The 16,664-nt window shown below is 63.4% G+C and carries 15 protein-coding genes; 8 read left to right on the plus strand and 7 right to left on the minus strand.

All coding sequences use genetic code 11. From position 1 onward, the window contains the following. Position 1: 1 nt before the first annotated feature. From rpsO to pnp, 3 genes are read left to right on the plus strand one after another with little or no spacing between them, the layout of a single operon-like run. On the plus strand, positions 2 to 271 hold the full coding sequence (gene rpsO, locus ACS3WA_RS01405) for a 30S ribosomal protein S15 (RefSeq protein WP_079445085.1): 270 nt from the start codon (positions 2 to 4) through the stop codon (positions 269 to 271). A gap of 40 nt (positions 272 to 311) precedes the next feature. Then, positions 312 to 578: a hypothetical protein gene (locus ACS3WA_RS01410; RefSeq protein ID WP_438276782.1), complete on the plus strand. Its 267-nt coding sequence runs from the start codon at positions 312 to 314 to the stop codon at positions 576 to 578. An 11-nt stretch (positions 579 to 589) separates the two neighbouring features. Next, positions 590 to 2,749: a polyribonucleotide nucleotidyltransferase gene (gene pnp, locus ACS3WA_RS01415; protein WP_438276978.1), complete on the plus strand. Its 2,160-nt coding sequence runs from the start codon at positions 590 to 592 to the stop codon at positions 2,747 to 2,749. A 132-nt stretch (positions 2,750 to 2,881) separates the two neighbouring features. On the opposite strand, the gene ACS3WA_RS01420 is transcribed toward pnp, so the two are convergent. Next, the gene (locus ACS3WA_RS01420) at positions 2,882 to 3,796 is read right to left on the minus strand and encodes a LysR substrate-binding domain-containing protein (RefSeq protein ID WP_438276783.1); all 915 of its coding nucleotides are present in this window, start codon (positions 3,794 to 3,796) and stop codon (positions 2,882 to 2,884) included. Positions 3,797 to 4,058: 262 nt separating this feature from the next. Here ACS3WA_RS01420 and katG point away from each other — a divergent pair, with 262 nt between their 5' ends. Beyond that, a complete protein-coding gene (gene katG, locus ACS3WA_RS01425; protein WP_438276784.1) occupies positions 4,059 to 6,248 on the plus strand; it encodes a catalase/peroxidase HPI in 2,190 nt (729 codons plus the stop codon). Positions 6,249 to 6,519: 271 nt separating this feature from the next. Then, a complete protein-coding gene (locus ACS3WA_RS01430) occupies positions 6,520 to 7,116 on the plus strand; it encodes a glutathione S-transferase family protein (RefSeq protein ID WP_438276785.1) in 597 nt (198 codons plus the stop codon). Between the two features lie 151 nt (positions 7,117 to 7,267). Here the strand turns inward: ACS3WA_RS01430 and fabI are convergent, their stop codons facing one another. The 3 genes from fabI to fabA form a co-directional block, all read right to left on the minus strand. After that, on the minus strand, positions 7,268 to 8,101 hold the full coding sequence (gene fabI / locus ACS3WA_RS01435) for an enoyl-ACP reductase FabI (protein ID WP_438276786.1): 834 nt from the start codon (positions 8,099 to 8,101) through the stop codon (positions 7,268 to 7,270). Positions 8,102 to 8,272: 171 nt separating this feature from the next. Beyond that, positions 8,273 to 9,496 (minus strand): beta-ketoacyl-ACP synthase I, encoded by a 1,224-nt coding sequence (gene fabB, locus ACS3WA_RS01440; RefSeq protein ID WP_438276787.1) that lies wholly within the window; start codon positions 9,494 to 9,496, stop codon positions 8,273 to 8,275. 106 nt (positions 9,497 to 9,602) lie between these two features. Continuing rightward, positions 9,603 to 10,127, minus strand: a complete 525-nt coding sequence (gene fabA / locus ACS3WA_RS01445; RefSeq protein WP_438276788.1) for a 3-hydroxyacyl-[acyl-carrier-protein] dehydratase FabA — start codon at positions 10,125 to 10,127, stop codon at positions 9,603 to 9,605. Positions 10,128 to 10,630: 503 nt separating this feature from the next. Here fabA and irrA point away from each other — a divergent pair. Then, positions 10,631 to 11,104, plus strand: a complete 474-nt coding sequence (gene irrA, locus ACS3WA_RS01450; RefSeq protein ID WP_438276979.1) for an iron response transcriptional regulator IrrA — start codon at positions 10,631 to 10,633, stop codon at positions 11,102 to 11,104. 111 nt (positions 11,105 to 11,215) lie between these two features. Here irrA and ACS3WA_RS01455 read toward each other — a convergent pair whose 3' ends face one another. Continuing rightward, positions 11,216 to 11,719: an SH3 domain-containing protein gene (locus ACS3WA_RS01455; RefSeq protein ID WP_438276980.1), complete on the minus strand. Its 504-nt coding sequence runs from the start codon at positions 11,717 to 11,719 to the stop codon at positions 11,216 to 11,218. A 350-nt stretch (positions 11,720 to 12,069) separates the two neighbouring features. On the opposite strand from ACS3WA_RS01455, the gene ACS3WA_RS01460 reads away from it, so the two are divergent. Beyond that, positions 12,070 to 13,071 (plus strand): 2-hydroxyacid dehydrogenase, encoded by a 1,002-nt coding sequence (locus tag ACS3WA_RS01460; protein WP_438276789.1) that lies wholly within the window; start codon positions 12,070 to 12,072, stop codon positions 13,069 to 13,071. A 221-nt stretch (positions 13,072 to 13,292) separates the two neighbouring features. Here the strand turns inward: ACS3WA_RS01460 and ACS3WA_RS01465 are convergent, their stop codons facing one another. Next, positions 13,293 to 14,093 (minus strand): HesA/MoeB/ThiF family protein, encoded by an 801-nt coding sequence (locus tag ACS3WA_RS01465; protein WP_438276790.1) that lies wholly within the window; start codon positions 14,091 to 14,093, stop codon positions 13,293 to 13,295. 182 nt (positions 14,094 to 14,275) lie between these two features. Here ACS3WA_RS01465 and ACS3WA_RS01470 point away from each other — a divergent pair, with 182 nt between their 5' ends. After that, a complete protein-coding gene (locus tag ACS3WA_RS01470) occupies positions 14,276 to 15,616 on the plus strand; it encodes a serine protease (RefSeq protein WP_438276791.1) in 1,341 nt (446 codons plus the stop codon). 134 nt (positions 15,617 to 15,750) lie between these two features. Here ACS3WA_RS01470 and mutM read toward each other — a convergent pair whose 3' ends face one another. Then, positions 15,751 to 16,632 carry a bifunctional DNA-formamidopyrimidine glycosylase/DNA-(apurinic or apyrimidinic site) lyase gene (gene mutM / locus ACS3WA_RS01475; protein ID WP_438276792.1) on the minus strand — a complete coding sequence of 294 codons (882 nt, stop codon included), beginning with the start codon at positions 16,630 to 16,632 and terminating at the stop codon, positions 15,751 to 15,753. Positions 16,633 to 16,664: the final 32 nt, after the last annotated feature.

Below are 16,664 nucleotides of genomic sequence, written 5' to 3' on the forward strand. Positions count from 1 at the left end.
GATGTCGGTGACCGCCGAACGGAAAGCGGAAATCATCAAGTCCAGCGCCCGCAAGTCGGGCGATACCGGTTCGCCAGAGGTTCAGGTCGCGATCCTGTCGGAACGCATCTCCAACCTGACGAACCATTTCAAGAGCCACACCAAGGACAATCACTCCCGCCGTGGCCTCCTGAAACTCGTTTCCACGCGTCGTTCCCTTCTCGACTACATCAAGAAGAAGGACGAGGCGCGTTACAAGGCGTTGCTCGAGAAGCACAACATCCGCCGCTGAGCGACGCCGCGCGCACCCCTGCGCGCAGTCGTGGACGTGAATGTCCACGCGATTCGTGATCTGCGACAAACGAAAGCCGTTTTTGAAAACAGATCGCGCCCAAGGAAGAGCGTGTCCAGCAGCAATCCGGCGGCTGGGCGATGACGGGTCAAATGCCCGTACCATCGGAAGGATGGACGCCATTCAAAACCCGAAAAACATGGCAGGATCGCCGGATGCCGACGTCGCAACCATCGTTGCGGCCAGCGTCCGGCAATCTTGCGCATGGTTTTTGCGTTCCGGCGTCCGCACTTTCGTGAACCGATGAAAGACCAAACAATGTTCAACAAGCATTCAGTCGAGATCGACTGGGGCGGGCGTCCGCTCAAACTCGAAACCGGCAAGATCGCCCGCCAGGCCGACGGCGCCGTGGTGGCCACCTACGGCGAGACCGTCGTGCTCGCCACCGTCGTCGCCGCCAAGGCGCCGCGCGAAGGCGTCGACTTCCTGCCGCTCACCGTCGATTATCAGGAGAAGACCTATGCCGCGGGCCGCATCCCGGGCGGCTATTTCAAGCGCGAGGGACGCCCGAGCGAAAAGGAAACGCTGGTTTCCCGCCTGATCGACCGCCCGATCCGCCCGCTGTTCGCCGATGGCTGGCGCAACGAAACTCAAGTCATCGTCACCGTGCTCTCTCACGACATGGAGAACGATCCGGACGTGCTGGCGATGGTCGCGGCCTCCGCCGCGCTGACGTTGTCCGGCGCACCGTTCAAGGGTCCGATCGGCGCGGCCCGCGTCGGCTTCATCAACGATGAATACGTGCTCAATCCGGTGCTCGACGAAATGATCGAGACCAAGCTGGAGCTGGTGGTCGCCGGCACCGCGGACGCCGTGCTGATGGTCGAATCGGAGGCCAGGGAGCTTTCGGAAGAGGTCATGCTCGGGGCCGTGATGTTCGGCCACCGTCACTTTCAGCCGGTCATCAATGCCATCATCGAGCTCGCCGAGAAGGCCGCCAAGGAGCCGCGTGAGGTCAGCCAGGCCGACGACAGCGCGATCGAGAAGGAAATGCTCGCGCTGATCGAGGGCGATCTGCGTCCGGCCTATGCGATTGCCGACAAGCAACAGCGTCAGAACGCCGTTGCCGCTGCCAAGGCCAAGGTCGTCGCGCATTACTTCCCGGAAGGGAAGGAGCCGAAATACGACAAGCTCCGCATCGCCGCCGTGTTCAAGCACATCGAGGCCAAGATCGTACGCTGGAACATTCTCGATACCGGCAAGCGCATCGACGGCCGCGACGTCAAGACCGTGCGCAACATCGTCGCTGAAGTCGGCGTGCTGCCGCGCGCCCACGGCTCGGCGCTGTTCACCCGCGGCGAGACCCAGGCGATGGTCGTGACCACGCTCGGCACCGGCGAGGACGAGCAGTACATCGACGCGCTGTCGGGAACGTACAAGGAGACGTTCCTGCTGCACTACAACTTCCCGCCCTATTCGGTCGGCGAGACCGGACGCCTCGGAAGCACCAAGCGCCGCGAAATCGGCCACGGCAAGCTGGCGTGGCGCGCGATCCATCCGGTGCTGCCGCCGCATCACGAATTTCCCTACACCATCCGCGTCGTCTCCGAGATCACCGAGTCCAACGGCTCGTCGTCGATGGCGTCGGTGTGCGGCGCCTCGCTGTCGCTGATGGACGCCGGCGTTCCGTTGAAGCGGCCGACGGCGGGCATCGCCATGGGCCTCATTCTCGAAGGCAGCCGCTACGCGGTGCTGTCGGATATTCTCGGCGACGAGGATCATCTCGGCGACATGGACTTCAAGGTCGCGGGCACCGAGAGCGGCATCACCTCGCTGCAGATGGATATCAAGATCGCCGGCATCACCGAGGAGATCATGAAGGTCGCGCTCGCCCAGGCCAAGGACGGGCGCATCCACATCCTCGGCGAAATGGCGAAAGCTCTGACCAATGCGCGCGCCGAACTCGGCGAATACGCGCCGCGCATCGAGACCTTCAAGATCCCGACCGACAAGATCCGCGAAGTGATCGGCACCGGCGGCAAGGTGATCCGCGAGATCGTCGAGAAGACCGGCGCCAAGGTCAACATCGAGGACGACGGCACCGTGAAGGTGGCGTCCAACGACGGCGAGGCCATGAAGGCCGCGATCAAGTGGATCAAGTCGATCGCTTCTGACCCGGAAGTCGGCCAGATCTACGAGGGCACCGTGGTCAAGGTGATGGAGTTCGGCGCCTTCGTGAACTTCTTCGGCGCCAAGGACGGCCTCGTGCATATTTCGCAGCTTGCTTCCGCCCGCGTGCAAAAGACCTCCGACATCGTCAAGGAAGGCGACAAGGTCAAGGTCAAGTTGCTCGGCTTCGACGATCGCGGCAAGACGCGGCTGTCGATGAAAGCGGTCGATCAGGAGACCGGCGAGGACCTGGAGGCCAAGCAAAAGACTGAAAAGGCCGATGCGCCGCGCGAGGCCGCTGTGGAGTAGCTCTCCTGGAGCAAGGTCATCAATTAAAAGGGCGGCTCGAGAGGCCGCCCTTTTGTTTGCTTGCATGTAAATGTTGTTTGAAAGCGCGTCATCCAAGCACGGCGCGCTCCCTTGCCCCGCAAGCGGGAGAGGTCAAGAACCGTTCGCTGCAACGCATCCCTTCACCACATCGCCCAGCGCTGCGAAATCAACCTTGCGCGGCGAGGTTCGGCGAAACGCCAGCCCGATGCTGCGGCCCGGCTGCGGATCTTGCAGCCGCAGAAATTTCACGCGGCTGTCGCGCGCCTCGACGGCGGCGGCGATCTGCGGAATCAGAGTCACGCCGTAACCGCCGGCGACCATCTGCATCACGGTGGCGAGGCTGGATGCGCCGAACGTCATGCCGGTCGCGCCCGGCGCCGGTCCACGCGGGATCGTGGCGCAAAACGCCAGAGCCTGATCGCGCAGGCAGTGACCATCCTCGAGCAGGATCAGGCGCGATTGATCGATGTCGCGTGCGGCAACGCGGCGTTTGACGGACCGCGGATCGCTCGCCGGTACCGCCAGCAGGAACAGATCGTCGAACAACTCCATGGTGTCGATGTCGGGCTCGCCAAGCGGCAGCGCCAGCATCGCGGCGTCGAGCGCGCCGCCCTTGATCTCCTCGATCAGCAGGCGGGTCTGCGTCTCCCGCAATTCAAGTTGCAGGTCTGGAAACCGCGATTGCAGCGCCGGCAGCATGCGGGGCAACAGGTACGGCGCGAGCGAGGGGATGATGCCGAGGGTCAGCCGTCCCGTCAGCGGCTTGGCGCGGTGGCGAGCGAAATCGACCAGATCGCGCGCCGAGGCCAGCACGTCTTCGGCGCGCCGGGAAATTTCCCGGCCGATCTCGGTCAGCATCACGTCGCCCGGCCGCCGCTCCACAAGGGTGACGCCAAGGAATTGTTCGAGTTCGCGGATCTGCATCGACAGCGCCGGCTGGGTGACGGCGCAGGCGTCCGCGGCGCGTCCGAAATGGCCGTGGCGCGCAAGCGCAGCGAGGTAGCGGAGCTGTTTGAGCGTGACCATCGTCGATAAGATAGGCTTATCGAGATACAAAGGCAATTCGACTGGACCTGATCGCAGATATCTTCCAGACTTGGCCCATCCTCGCGTTGCAGAAGGACCGCGGCCCTGTCTGGTCCAAATCCGTAGACCGCCGGTTTGGCCGGCCCGTCTGAAGACAGATGCGGCTCCGGGCTCGACCTTTGGCTCGGACGACCCGTCACTGGAAATTTCGCCGCAGCGGCTATTCGGCAACGACGCGACAGCACAGCATCGGAGACTGATCATGGACGCAAAGACGAACGACAAGGGCGCCGGCAAATGCCCCTTCACCGGCTCCAGTGGCCACCGCAACCGCGATTGGTGGCCCGAGCAACTGGACGTTCAGGTCCTGCATCACAACTCGAACCTGTCCGATCCGATGGGCAAGGATTTCGACTATGCCAGGGAGTTCGCCAGTCTCGACCTGAACGCCGTCATCAACGACCTGAAGGCACTGATGACGGACTCGCAGGACTGGTGGCCGGCCGACTTCGGACACTACGGCGGACTGATGGTCCGTCTGGCGTGGCACAGCGCGGGTACCTACCGTATCACCGATGGCCGCGGCGGCGCCGGCGGCGGTCAGCAGCGTTTCGCGCCGCTCAACTCCTGGCCGGACAACGTGCTGCTCGACCGGGCGCGCCGCCTGTTGTGGCCGATCAAGCAGAAATACGGCCGCAAGATTTCCTGGGCCGATCTCTACGTTCTCGCCGGCAACGCCGCGCTGGAATCGATGGGCTTCAAGACCTTCGGTTTCGCCGGCGGCCGTATCGACGAATGGGAGCCGCAGGAGTTGTTCTGGGGTCCCGAAGGAAGCTGGCTCGGCGACGAACGCTACAGCGGCGAACGTGAACTTGCCGAGCCGCTCGCGGCCGTGCAGATGGGTCTGATCTACGTCAATCCGGAAGGACCCAACGGCAAGCCGGACCCGATCGCGGCGGCCAAGGACATCCGCGAAACGTTCTTCCGCATGGCGATGAACGATGAGGAGACCGTCGCGTTGATCGCGGGCGGCCACACCTTCGGCAAGACCCACGGCGCAGGCGATGCATCGCTGGTCGGCCCGGCACCGGAATTGGCCGCGATCGAGGACCAGGGCCTCGGCTGGAAGAGCAAGTTCGGCACCGGACAAGGGGCGGATTCGATCGGCAGTGGCCTCGAAGTCACCTGGACGCAGACGCCGACCAAATGGGACAACAACTTCTTCGACACGCTGTTCAAGTTTGAATGGGAGCTGACCAAGAGCCCGGCCGGCGCTCACCAGTGGCAGGCGAAAAACGCCCCCGCGATCACGCCCGATGCCCACGACCCGTCGAAGATGCATGTGCCGACCATGCTGACGACCGACCTGTCGCTGCGCTTCGATCCCGCCTACGGAAAGATCTCAAAGCATTTTCACGAGAATTCGGACCGGTTCGCGGATGCCTTTGCCCGCGCATGGTTCAAGCTCACCCATCGCGACATGGGGCCGCGCGAGCGTTACCTCGGCCCCCTGGTGCCGAAGGAAGTGCTGATCTGGCAGGATCCGATCCCGGATGTGAATCATGAACTGGTCAACGACAAGGACGTCAACGACCTGAAGGCGAAGATCCTCGCCTCCGGCCTGAGCGTGCCGCAACTGGTTTCGACCGCCTGGGCCTCGGCCTCGACGTTCCGCGGCTCCGACAAACGCGGCGGCGCCAATGGCGCGCGTATCCGCCTCGCGCCGCAAAAGGACTGGGAGGTCAACCAGCCGGACCAGCTTCAAACAGTGCTGACCAGGCTTGAAGCAATCCAGAAGGAGTTCAACGGTTCGGCGGGAGGCGGCAAGAAGATATCGCTCGCCGACCTGATCGTACTTGGTGGCAACGCCGCGGTCGAGAAGGCTGCCAGGGGCGCCGGCCTCGACGTCAAGGTGCCTTTCATGCCGGGCCGCATGGATGCCTCACAGGAACAGACCGATGTCGAGTCGTTCGCTCCGCTCGAGCCGCGATCCGACGCCTTCCGCAACTACACCAACAAAAACAAAGAGCAGTTCATGGCGCCCGAGGAGGCGATGGTCGACCGCGCCCAATTGCTGAAGCTGACCGGACCGGAGTTGACGGTTCTCGTCGGAGGCCTGCGGGTGCTCGGCGCCAATGCCGGCGACTCCAGGCACGGCGTCTTCACCAAGAAGCCGGGCACGCTGACCAACGACTTCTTCGTCAATCTGCTCGACATGCGCACGCAGTGGCTGCCGCCGGGTTCGGACGGCATCTACGAAGGCCGTGACCGCAAGACCAACGCGTTGAAGTGGACCGCCACCCGCGTCGACCTGATCTTCGGCTCACACTCCCAGCTTCGCGCGTTCGCGGAAGTCTATGCCTGCGCCGACGCCAGGGAAAAGTTCGCACGCGACTTCGTCGCCGCATGGACCAAGGTGATGAATGCCGACCGGTTTGATCTCAAGGCCTGATCGCGGCGATCACGTCTCCGAGCGACGCTGTAGTCGGTTCTCGCCGTAAAGCGCCTTTAGAGTCTGATTCAACCGGTGTTGAATCAGACTCTAACTATTTATTTGACGGAGCATGATCTTATCCAAGACCGGTTTCCGCTTTCGGATCATGTGCTGGCAACACAGCCCTGCGATTTCGTCGCGAGGGCCTTTTTATTTGTTTTGTGTCGCGATATGGCCATCGCGTTATGCGACACGGCGAATGTTCGCCTGAAGAAAGGGCCGCTGTGCAATGATGAAACTCTACTGGTCGCCGCGCACGCGTTCGTTCTCCGCGCTCTGGCTGATGGAGGAGGTCGGACAGCCCTACGAGCGAGTCTTGACCGACCTCTCCACCGGCGCACAGAAGACGCCGGAGTTCCTCGCCATCAACCCAATGGGCAAGGTGCCGGCGCTGACCGATGGCAACATTGCAATCGCGGAATCAGCGGCGATCTGTGCCTACGTCGCCGAGCGCTTTCCGGATGCGAAGCTGGCTCCTCCGCTCGGCGATGCGCGCCGGGCGAAATATCTGCAATGGCTTTTCTTCGGACCGAGCTGCATCGAACCGGCACTGATCCAGATCTTCACCAAGATCGAGGTGCCGTCGAGAACGGCGGCCTGGGGCAGCGCCACGCAGGTTTTCGACGTGCTCGACAAGGCGCTGGAAAAAGGCCCGTGGATTCTCGGCGACGACTTTTCCGCCGCCGACATCGTGATCGGCTCCGGCCTGAACTTCGCGATCCGCCAGTTCAAGATGGTGCCGTCGCGTCCATCATTCGATCGCTACATCGATCGCTGCGTGGCCCGTCCGGCGTTTCGATGCGCGGAGAAAATCGCGGCGGGATGATTCAGCCTCCCCGCAGAAGAGGAGGACTGCCGCGCGCCGCTTCTATAGCGTTTTCGAGCGAAGTGGAATCCGGTTCGCGTGAAGAAAACGCGTCAAATGAAAAAGATAGAGTCTTTCACCGTTTCCACGAAACGGTGAAAGACTCTGGGCACTACTTCGCCGCATCGCCCGCGTTGCCGTTGCTGATGCCCTCGCTGCGCAGCGCGTCGGGCTGAGGCATCGCAATGATGTTGTAGCCGGAATCGACGAAATGAATCTCGCCGGTGACCCCGCCGGACAGGTCCGATAACAGATAGAGTCCGGCGCCGCCGAGTTCCTCAAGACTGACGCCGCGCCGTCGCGGCGAATGCTTCTGCTGAAACGCGAACATGAAGCGCGCATCGCCGATGCCGGCGCCGGCCAGTGTGCGGATCGGACCGGCCGAAATGGCATTGACGCGAACGTTCTGCCCGCCGAAATCGACCGCGAGGTAGCGCACCGATGCTTCGAGCCCCGCCTTGGCGACGCCCATCACGTTGTAGTTCGGCATCGCGCGGTCGCCGCCGTTGTAGGTCAGCGTGAGCATGCTGCCGCCATCCGGCATCAGCGCGGCCGCGCGTTTGGCGGCCTCGGTGAAGGCGAAACAGGAGATCAGCATGGTTCGCGTGAAATTCTCGCGCGTGGTGTCGGCGTAGCGGCCGTTCAACTCGCTCTTGTCGGAGAACGCGATGGCGTGGACCAGGAAATCCATCTTGCCCCATGCCTTGCCGATATCGGCGAACACCTTGTCGACCGAGGCGATGTCCTCGACATCGCACGGCAGCACCAGGCTCGCGCCGACCGATTCGGCCAGCGGCCTGACCCGCTTGGCCAGCGCCTCGCCCTGGTAGGTGAAGGCCAGTTCCGCGCCGTGTGCCGCCAGTGTCTTGGCGATGCCCCAGGCGATCGAGTGGTCGTTGGCGACCCCCATGATCAGGCCACGCTTGCCTTGCATCAGGTGTGTCATGCGAGACTCCGTCCTGCCCGCCCCAAGCCGGGCATCCACGCCGTTGCGACGCGGATATGTTGGAAGATTTGGATGGCCGACCATCCGCGCAAGGCATGCTTGGCGCTTCAGCCCGGTCTTTACGAAATCGGTACTGCGACCGCCGCTCTTGCGAGGAGCCGCACAAACAGATCAAGCATCCAGTCGTTTGAATACCAGCGTGGCATTGGTGCCGCCGAAGCCGAATGAATTCGACATCACCGCGCCAATTCTGGCGTTGTCGATACGCTTACGCACGATCGGCATGTCCGCGAACACCGGATCGAGTTCGGTGATATTGGCGCTTTCGCAGATAAAGCCGTTATTCATCATCAGCAGCGAATAGATCGCCTCCTGTACGCCGGTCGCGCCGAGCGAGTGGCCGGTCAGCGACTTGGTGGCGGAAATCGGCGGGCACGTCTCGCCGGTGCCGAACACCTTGCGGATCGCCTCGATTTCCGGCGGATCGCCGGCCGGCGTCGAGGTCGCGTGCGGGTTGATGTAGTCGACTTTGGTTTTCACCGTCGACATCGCCATTCTCATGCAGCGCTCGGCGCCCTCGCCCGATGGCGCGACCATGTCGTAACCGTCCGACGTGGCGCCGTAACCGACCACCTCGCCATAGATGCGCGCGCCGCGGGCCTTGGCGTGTTCGAGCTCTTCCAGCACCACCACGCCGGCACCGCCGGCGATCACGAAGCCGTCGCGACTGACGTCATAGGCCCGCGACGCCGTCGCCGGCGTGTCGTTGTATTTCGAGGACATCGCGCCCATAGCGTCGAACAGAACCGACAGCGACCAGTCGAGTTCCTCGCAACCGCCGGCGAAAACGATGTCCTGCTTGCCGATCTGAATGGTCTCGTAGGCATTGCCGATACAGTGATTGGAGGTCGCGCAGGCCGAGGAGATCGAATAGTTGACGCCCTTGATCTTGAACCAGGTGGCGAGCGTCGCCGAAGCTGTCGACGACATTGCTTTCGGCACCGCGAACGGACCGACGCGTTTGGGTCCCTTGCTGCGGGTGATATCGGCCGCTTCCACGATCGTGCGCGCGGACGGACCGCCGGAGCCCATGATGATTCCGGTGCGCTCGTTGGAGATGTCACCGGGCTCCAGGCCGGAATCGCGGATCGCCTGCTCCATCGCGACGTGATTCCATGCCGCGCCCTCCGCCAGGAAGCGCATCGCGCGGCGATCGACCACGTCGGCCGGGTTGAGCGTCGGCGCGCCCTGCACCTGTGAGCGGAAGCCGAGCTCCGCATACTTCTCCGCGCGCGTGATGCCGGACTTGGCCTCGTACAGACTCGACAGCACTTCCTGAGTGTTGTTTCCGATGGACGAGACAATGCCCATCCCCGTGACGACAACCCGCCTCATGATCTCCTCGCACCCTGGTTACGCTGTCTCATGAAGGCATCCTCGTCAAAAACCCCGAAACCCGCGTCGACCGGCCGAAGCCGTCCTCATTCATCATCGCGGGCTCTCATGCACCCGGCGCGGCATCCTGCTTGAACAGGCCGACCTTCAAGTCGTTCGCGCGATAGATAATATCGCCGTCGGCGGAAAGCCACCCGTCTGCGATCCCGAGCACCAGCTTCGAGCGCATCACGCGCTTGATGTCGACATTGTACACGACCTTGCGGATGTGCGGCAGCACCTGGCCGGTGAACTTCAGATCGCCAAGACCCAGTGCGCGGCCACGACCCTCGCCGCCGGTCCAGCCGAGATAAAATCCGACCATCTGCCACAGCGCATCGAGGCCGAGGCAGCCCGGCATCACCGGATCGCCCTTGAAGTGGCAGCCGAAGAACCAGAGATCGGGTTTCACGTCGAGTTCGGCGCGGATCAGTCCCTTGCCGAACTCCCCGCCATCGTCGTTGATGTCGGTGATCCGATCGAACATCAGCATCGGCGGCAACGGCAACTGGGCATTTCCAGGTCCGAACAGTTCGCCCCGGCCGCAGGCCAGCAAACCCTCATAATCGTAGCTGCTGCGCCGATCCTGCATCCTGTCTGGCCTTTCTCTCCTGAGGAATGACGCTTCGCGAGGCGCGAAACGTGGCTTTCGCCTGAGACGTGCGCCGGTTCCTGGATCGGCGCCGCGGGCTCTCTATCACAGGGTCCGGAGGGGGGCAAAGCGATGGCGGCGACCGACTTTGCATTGACGCAATGTCTTGTGATGCGGCATCGATCAAGGAGATTTCGGCAGCCTCCTGATTCGAATTTGACCTCGTTTCCGGTGCTTGTCGGGGCAAGTGTCCGAAAAGGCCCTGCGACCGCCGGTCACAGCCCGGCCCGCGGTCAACGGGTGTGACCCAATACATCTGATTGATGTATAAAGGTAATTCTATTATCAGACCCGACAGTGCCTTTTGCCGCGCTTTCAGTTTGGAGCCGTTCTAGTTGCGAAAAACTTGCATCTAAACACCCTTCTTTCTATAGTTTTTCTGAGGATCTATCGGCGTGAACAGCTTTCGGGTGCATGGCGTGAGTACGAACGAAAATATCGTGATGGTGGCCGAGGAAGAACACGAAGTTGCGGCGATCAGTCACGGACGCCAGCCGACGCTGACGGGCTGCCCGTGGCACGACGTCAACGAAATGCTGCAATCGGTTGGCCTCCGGCCGACCCGGCAGCGCATGGCGCTGGGCTGGCTGCTGTTCGGCAAGGGCGCGCGTCATCTCACGGCGGAAATGCTCTACGAAGAAGCGACCATCGCCAAGGTTCCGGTCTCGCTCGCCACGGTCTACAACACGCTCAACCAGTTGACCGATGCCGGACTGCTGCGCCAGGTCAGCGTCGACGGCACCAAGACCTATTTCGATACCAACGTCACCTCGCACCACCACTTCTATCTCGAGAACAATCACGAACTGGTCGATATCCCGGATCCGCATCTCGTATTGCAGAAGATGCCGAACGTGCCGGAGGGTTACGAAATCAGCCGTATCGACATGGTGGTGCGGCTGCGCAAGAAGCGCTGACCCCGTTTTGCAATTTGACCATAGTCATCGTGCCCGGCCCTCGAGCCGGGCATTGTTTTTGCGACGGAGAAGCTGACCAATCAACCAGGCGACGCCGGTCGGGCCTTGCACTTAGTTGATCTTCTCGTCGGCGTAGACACCCCAGAGGCGCTGCTGCTGGATCCAGCCGTCAAAGCCGTCCCCCGCAATATGGCACCATCCCGTCGCGCAATGCTTGACCTGCGCCAAGACGCCGGCCTGCAGGCGGGCCGCCACCGCGCTCTGGATATCGGCGCTGGTATAGAGTTGCGCGAGATCGTCCTTGGTCTTCATCGTAACGACCGCGGTGCGGCGGCCGGACAACAGCGAGTGATAGACCCACCCCTCGGCGCCTTCCGAATCGCGGATGCGGCGCCAGTTCTCGAATTCGGCCGTGATTTCGACAGGCAGTCCGGCCTTGGTGTAGATCCAGGAGACATCGTTGTCCTTGGTCGGGCCGGCGCGGACGTTCACATGATCGGATTTCAGGCTCACATAACGCGGAATCGGAAGTCCGCTCGTGGACAGCGCGGAGTCCTTGGCATTGGCGGCGGCTTCGATGCCGACCGCACCGAGCATCGCGGCTGCGCACGCCATGGACGTGAAAAGCTGTCTCACCATCGTCACCCGCCCCCTCGCGAAACTCACGTTGCCGCCCGATCCCGACTGATCCGCATTCCAGGCCCGGGGGTTCTTGTCTTGGCCCGGCCTTCTGCTAGAGAGGACCAGGCACCCGGCGACCGGGGAGCCCGGGAAACTGCACGGAACATGCAAGCGACCCGGGGAAACCGAGGTGACAGACGCTGAGATCTGCAGGCGGCCGCAGTTTCGAACAAGCGGGTTAACGGGGACTGAACGGTCCGTCGACCGAACCTGAATTCGCCGGATTGCGCCGCCGCATCGGAGCCGTTTCGAAACCGCAAAAACGCAACACTAGAGGGCAAGAGATGTCGGCGAAGAAGAAGCCTCTGGTTGTCGTCACGCGCAAACTGCCGGATTCGATCGAGACCCGCATGCGCGAACTGTTCGACGCGCGGCTCAATCTCGACGACCAGCCGATGACACCGGAACAGCTCATCGACGCCGTCCGCACCGCGGATATCCTGGTCTCCACGGTGACCGACGACATCACCGCGACCGTGCTGAATCAACCGGACTGCAAGCTGAGGCTGATCGCGCAGTTCGGCAACGGCGTCGACAATATCGATGTCGTCGCCGCGCACGAGCGCGGCATCACCGTCACCAACACGCCAAAGGTTCTCACCGAAGACACCGCCGACATGACCATGGCGCTGATTCTGGCGGTGCCGCGCCGTTTCATCGAGGGCGCGGCGCTGTTGACCGCCGGCGGCGACTGGCCCGGCTGGTCACCGACCTGGATGCTCGGCCGGCGGCTGGGCGGCAAGCGGCTCGGCATCATCGGCATGGGCCGCATCGGCCAGGCGGTAGCGCGCCGCGCCCGCGCTTTCGGCCTGCAGATCCACTACCACAACCGCAAGCCGGTCGCTCCGAAGATCGCCGACGAGCTTGGCGCCACCTACTGGGATTCGCTCGACCAGATGCTGGCGCGGATGGACATCATCTCGGTGAACTGTCCGCATACCCCGGCCACCTTCCATCTGTTGTCGGCGCGCCGCCTCAAGCTGATCCGCAAGGACGCCTACATCGTCAACACCGCGCGCGGCACCGTCATCGACGAGGACACGCTGACCAGGCTGATCGAGGCCGGCGAGATCGCAGGCGCGGCGCTCGACGTGTTCGAGCACGAACCCGCCGTCAACCCCCGGCTGGTCCGCCTCGCCAAGGCCGGCAAGGTGGTGCTGCTGCCGCATATGGGCTCGGCCACCATCGAGGGCCGCGTCGAGATGGGCGAGAAGGTCATCATCAACATCCGCACCTTCCTCGACGCCCACAAGCCGCCGGACCGCGTGCTGCCCAGCATGTTGTGAGGGCATTGAGGGCGCGCAGCAGATCGCCGCAAAAACGTGTGTGTCATGGCCGGGCATAGCCGTTCGAAGAACGGCGTCGCTTCCGCTCGCCTATGTTCCGGCCATCCGCATCTTGCTTGAAACAGTGACAGAACAGAAAGACATGGATGCCCGGCATAAAGCGGGGCATGACGTTTCATTGGATAGGGCGGCTTAGTCGAATCTCCGACACTCGTGGAGCGTCAGCGATACGCGCTCAAATCGGTGATGGTCGGGTGATCGCCGTTGAGCGGGTTCGACGGATCGCGCCGGTAGTGCAGCGTCTCGAACCGCATCGCGCGCGCGTCCACCATCAGCAAACGCCCGACCAGCCCCTCGCCGAATCCGACGATCTCGCGAATGACCTCCAGCGCCGTCATCGAGCCGAGCACGCCGGCCAGCGCACCGATGATTCCGGCCTGCTGGCAGCTCGGCACCGTGCCCTCCGGCGGCGGTTCGGGGAAAAGGCAGCGGTAGGTCGGGTTGAACTCGCCGTCGGCATTTTTTTCGTGAGCGCGGATCGTCGTCAGCGTGCCGTCGAACACCCCCAACGCGGCGGTCACCAGCGGCTTTCTCGCCAGAAAGCAGGCATCCGCCACCAGATAGCGCGTGGCGAAATTGTCCGAGCCGTCGGCGACAAGGTCATAGTCCGCCAGCAGCGGCAGCGCGTTCGCCGCATCCAGCCGCATGTGATGGGCGTGGAATACGACGTGCGGGTTGAGCGCGCGGATCTTGTCCGCGGCGCTTGCGACCTTGGGACTGCCGATGTCGGGCGTCGCGTGAATGATCTGGCGCTGCAGATTCGACAGCGTCACCACGTCGTCATCGATCACGCCGAGCGTGCCGACGCCGGCCGCGGCCAGATACATCAGCGCCGGCGCGCCGAGGCCGCCGGCTCCGATCATCAGCACGCGCGCGTTGCGCAACGCGTTCTGGCCGGGGCCACCGACCTCGCGCATCACGATGTGGCGGGCATAGCGTTCAAGTTCGTCGGCGCTCAGCATCGTCCCTGTCGTTCTCGTATCTCGATCCAGCGCCGCACACAGGCCTGAACCGATAGCCGCTGTTACCGGCCACGCAGATGTGTTTCAATATAGCGTTTTCGAGCGAAGTGGAATCCGGTTCGCGTGAAGAAAACGCGTCAGACCAAGACTCTAGCGCCGTTTCAACGGAGACGAAAGCTGTCATGCGAGCGACGATCGCCGCGGCATTGATGATCGTGACCACCGCGATTTCCGCCGAGGCGCAGCGTGCCGCCACGAATGGACGCGCCGTGACAAAGCCGCAGCCGTCGGCCCGCCCCGCGGTGCAGACTCCGGCCGACACCGCGAGCGCGATGGCGCAGACGGAGCGGCAGGCGCTGCAGTCCGACCTGGCATGGACCGGTCACTACAACGGCCTCATCAATGGTGAGGTCAGCGACCGCCTGATCGCTGCGATCAGGACGTTCCAGAGAGATCAGGGCGGCAAGCAGACCGGCGTGCTCAACCCGCAGGAGCGCAGCGCGCTCACTGCCGCCGCGCGGAAGACGCGGAGCAATGCCGGCTGGAAGACCGTTACCGATTCCGCGACCGGCGCCCGGCTCGGCCTGCCGGCGCGGCTGGTGCCGCAGCAGTCGAACGATGGCGACGGCACGACATGGAGTTCGGCGACCGGCACGATCCGGGTCCGGCTGACACGCCGCAAGGACGCCGGCCTCACCACCGCGAAACTCGCCGAGTCCGAGCGAAAAGAGCCGGCCGGGCGCAAGCTCGATTACAGCACGGTCAAACCGGATTTCTTCGTGCTCTCGGGCACGCAGGGCCTGAAGAAATTCTACGTGCGGGGCCAGCTTCGGGATGGCGAAGCGCGCATCCTGACCATCCTCTACGATCAGGCCACCGAAGGCATCATGGAGCCCGTGGCGATCGCGATGTCGAGCGCATTCGATCCGTTTCCCGCAGATGGTCCGCCGCCGCGCAAAACCGTGGAGTACGGGACGGGCGTGATCGTCAGCAGCGACGGCGCGATCGTCACCGGCACTGATGTCACCGATGAGTGCAAATCGATTGTCGTCGCGGGCCACGGCAACGCCGACAAAATCGCCAGCGACAAGGACCACGGCCTAGCGCTGCTGCGCATTTACGGCGCGCATGGATTGAAGCCGATCGCGCTCGATGGCGGCGCGGCCAAGGGCAGCCTCGAACTTGTCGGCATCACCGACCCGCAAAACCAGGGCGGCGGCTCCGCGGTGAGCCGCGCCAGGGCGTCGGTTGCGTCAGCCGGCAGCGGCGGCGAACCGGCGCTGTCTCCGGCGCCCGCACTCGGCTTTTCCGGTGCTGCAGCGCTGGATGCAAACGGAAAGCTCGCGGGCCTCGTGCTGTTGAAGCCGGGCACTGTTGCAGGGCCTTCGGCGGCCGCCGCGCAGGCCGTGCTTGCTCCGGCCGAGACCGTGCGGGCTTTCCTGAAAGCCAGCACCGTGACGCCCGCAAGCGAATCGTCCGATGCGAAAGCCGCGGTGGTCCGCGTGATCTGCGTGCGGAAGTAGGCGACTGAAATGAAGAGCGTCACGTCATTGCGAGCGTAGCGAAACAATCCAGACGTTCTTTTGCTCTGGATTGCTTCGCTACGCTCGCAATGACGCGTTGAAGCTTTTCAACCGTAGCTCATCTCGGTTTGCTCCTACTTCTGACAACTCGGGCACCAGAACGTGGAACGCCCGTTCTGGGTGAATCGCTTCACCGTGCCCTTGCAGCCGGGGGTCCTGCACGTGTCGCCCTCGCGATCGTAGACCTGGAACGAATGCTGGAAATAGCCGAGTTCGCCCGTGGTCTGGCGATGGTCGCGCAGGGAGGAGCCGCCGGCCTTGATCGCCTGGTTGAGCACATCGTGAATGGCCTCGACCAGCCGGCCGGCGCGCTCGGTCGGCGCGCCCGTTTTCAGGGCCAGCGTCGCGGCGAGACGGCGCGGCGACAGATGCGCGCGAAACAGCGCCTCGCAGACATAGATATTGCCGAGCCCCGCGACCACGCGCTGGTCGAGCAACGCGGCCTTCAGGCTGGTTTTCTTGTCGCGGCACGAACGTGCCAGCATCGCCGCGTCGAATGCGTTGCCGAGCGGCTCCGGACCAAGCCCTTTCAGCAGCGGCTCGTCGTCGAGCGCCTCGCGTGCGACGATCTTCATGTAACCGAAACGGCGCGGATCGTTGAACACGATCTCGGCGCCGGACGACATCGTAAAACTCACATGATCGTGGGCGCGTCTCTCATCGCGGGGAAAATGAAAATCACCCGGAGCCGTGGCGCCTGCCGCATCAATCACGCGGAACGAGCCAGACATGCCCAGATGCATCAGCAGCACGTCGCCGGATGCGAGGTCGGCCAGCAGATATTTCGCGCGCCGTCCGAGCCCGGTCACGGCCTGCCCTTCCAGGCGGGCGACGAAATCCTTCTGGAACGGAAACCGCAGGTCCTTGCGACGGGTTTCGGCGCGCAGGATGGTCGCGCCCTCCATCGCGGGCTGCAAGCCGCGGCGTACGGTTTCGACCTCGGGCAGTTCTGGCACCGCTTCGCTCGTTTCGTGGGACTGTCCGACGT

Source organism: Nitrobacter sp., assembly GCF_051535235.1.
In the GTDB taxonomy this organism is placed as follows: Bacteria; Pseudomonadota; Alphaproteobacteria; order Rhizobiales; family Xanthobacteraceae; genus Nitrobacter.

Excerpts from the sequence above, each read along its gene's own strand:
- irrA (WP_438276979.1), top strand. The coding sequence starts at position 10,631 with ATGGTGGCCGAGGAAGAACACGAAGTTGCGGCGATCAGTCACGGACGC.
- fabI (WP_438276786.1), bottom strand. The coding sequence starts at position 8,101 with ATGACACACCTGATGCAAGGCAAGCGTGGCCTGATCATGGGGGTCGCC.
- ACS3WA_RS01465 (WP_438276790.1), bottom strand. The coding sequence starts at position 14,093 with ATGCTGAGCGCCGACGAACTTGAACGCTATGCCCGCCACATCGTGATG.
- rpsO (WP_079445085.1), top strand. The coding sequence starts at position 2 with ATGTCGGTGACCGCCGAACGGAAAGCGGAAATCATCAAGTCCAGCGCC.
- ACS3WA_RS01460 (WP_438276789.1), top strand. The coding sequence starts at position 12,070 with ATGTCGGCGAAGAAGAAGCCTCTGGTTGTCGTCACGCGCAAACTGCCG.
- fabB (WP_438276787.1), bottom strand. The coding sequence starts at position 9,496 with ATGAGGCGGGTTGTCGTCACGGGGATGGGCATTGTCTCGTCCATCGGA.
- ACS3WA_RS01410 (WP_438276782.1), top strand. The coding sequence starts at position 312 with ATGTCCACGCGATTCGTGATCTGCGACAAACGAAAGCCGTTTTTGAAA.
- ACS3WA_RS01430 (WP_438276785.1), top strand. The coding sequence starts at position 6,520 with ATGATGAAACTCTACTGGTCGCCGCGCACGCGTTCGTTCTCCGCGCTC.
- fabA (WP_438276788.1), bottom strand. The coding sequence starts at position 10,127 with ATGCAGGATCGGCGCAGCAGCTACGATTATGAGGGTTTGCTGGCCTGC.
- ACS3WA_RS01470 (WP_438276791.1), top strand. The coding sequence starts at position 14,276 with ATGCGAGCGACGATCGCCGCGGCATTGATGATCGTGACCACCGCGATT.
- pnp (WP_438276978.1), top strand. The coding sequence starts at position 590 with ATGTTCAACAAGCATTCAGTCGAGATCGACTGGGGCGGGCGTCCGCTC.
- ACS3WA_RS01420 (WP_438276783.1), bottom strand. The coding sequence starts at position 3,796 with ATGGTCACGCTCAAACAGCTCCGCTACCTCGCTGCGCTTGCGCGCCAC.
- katG (WP_438276784.1), top strand. The coding sequence starts at position 4,059 with ATGGACGCAAAGACGAACGACAAGGGCGCCGGCAAATGCCCCTTCACC.
- ACS3WA_RS01455 (WP_438276980.1), bottom strand. The coding sequence starts at position 11,719 with ATGGCGTGCGCAGCCGCGATGCTCGGTGCGGTCGGCATCGAAGCCGCC.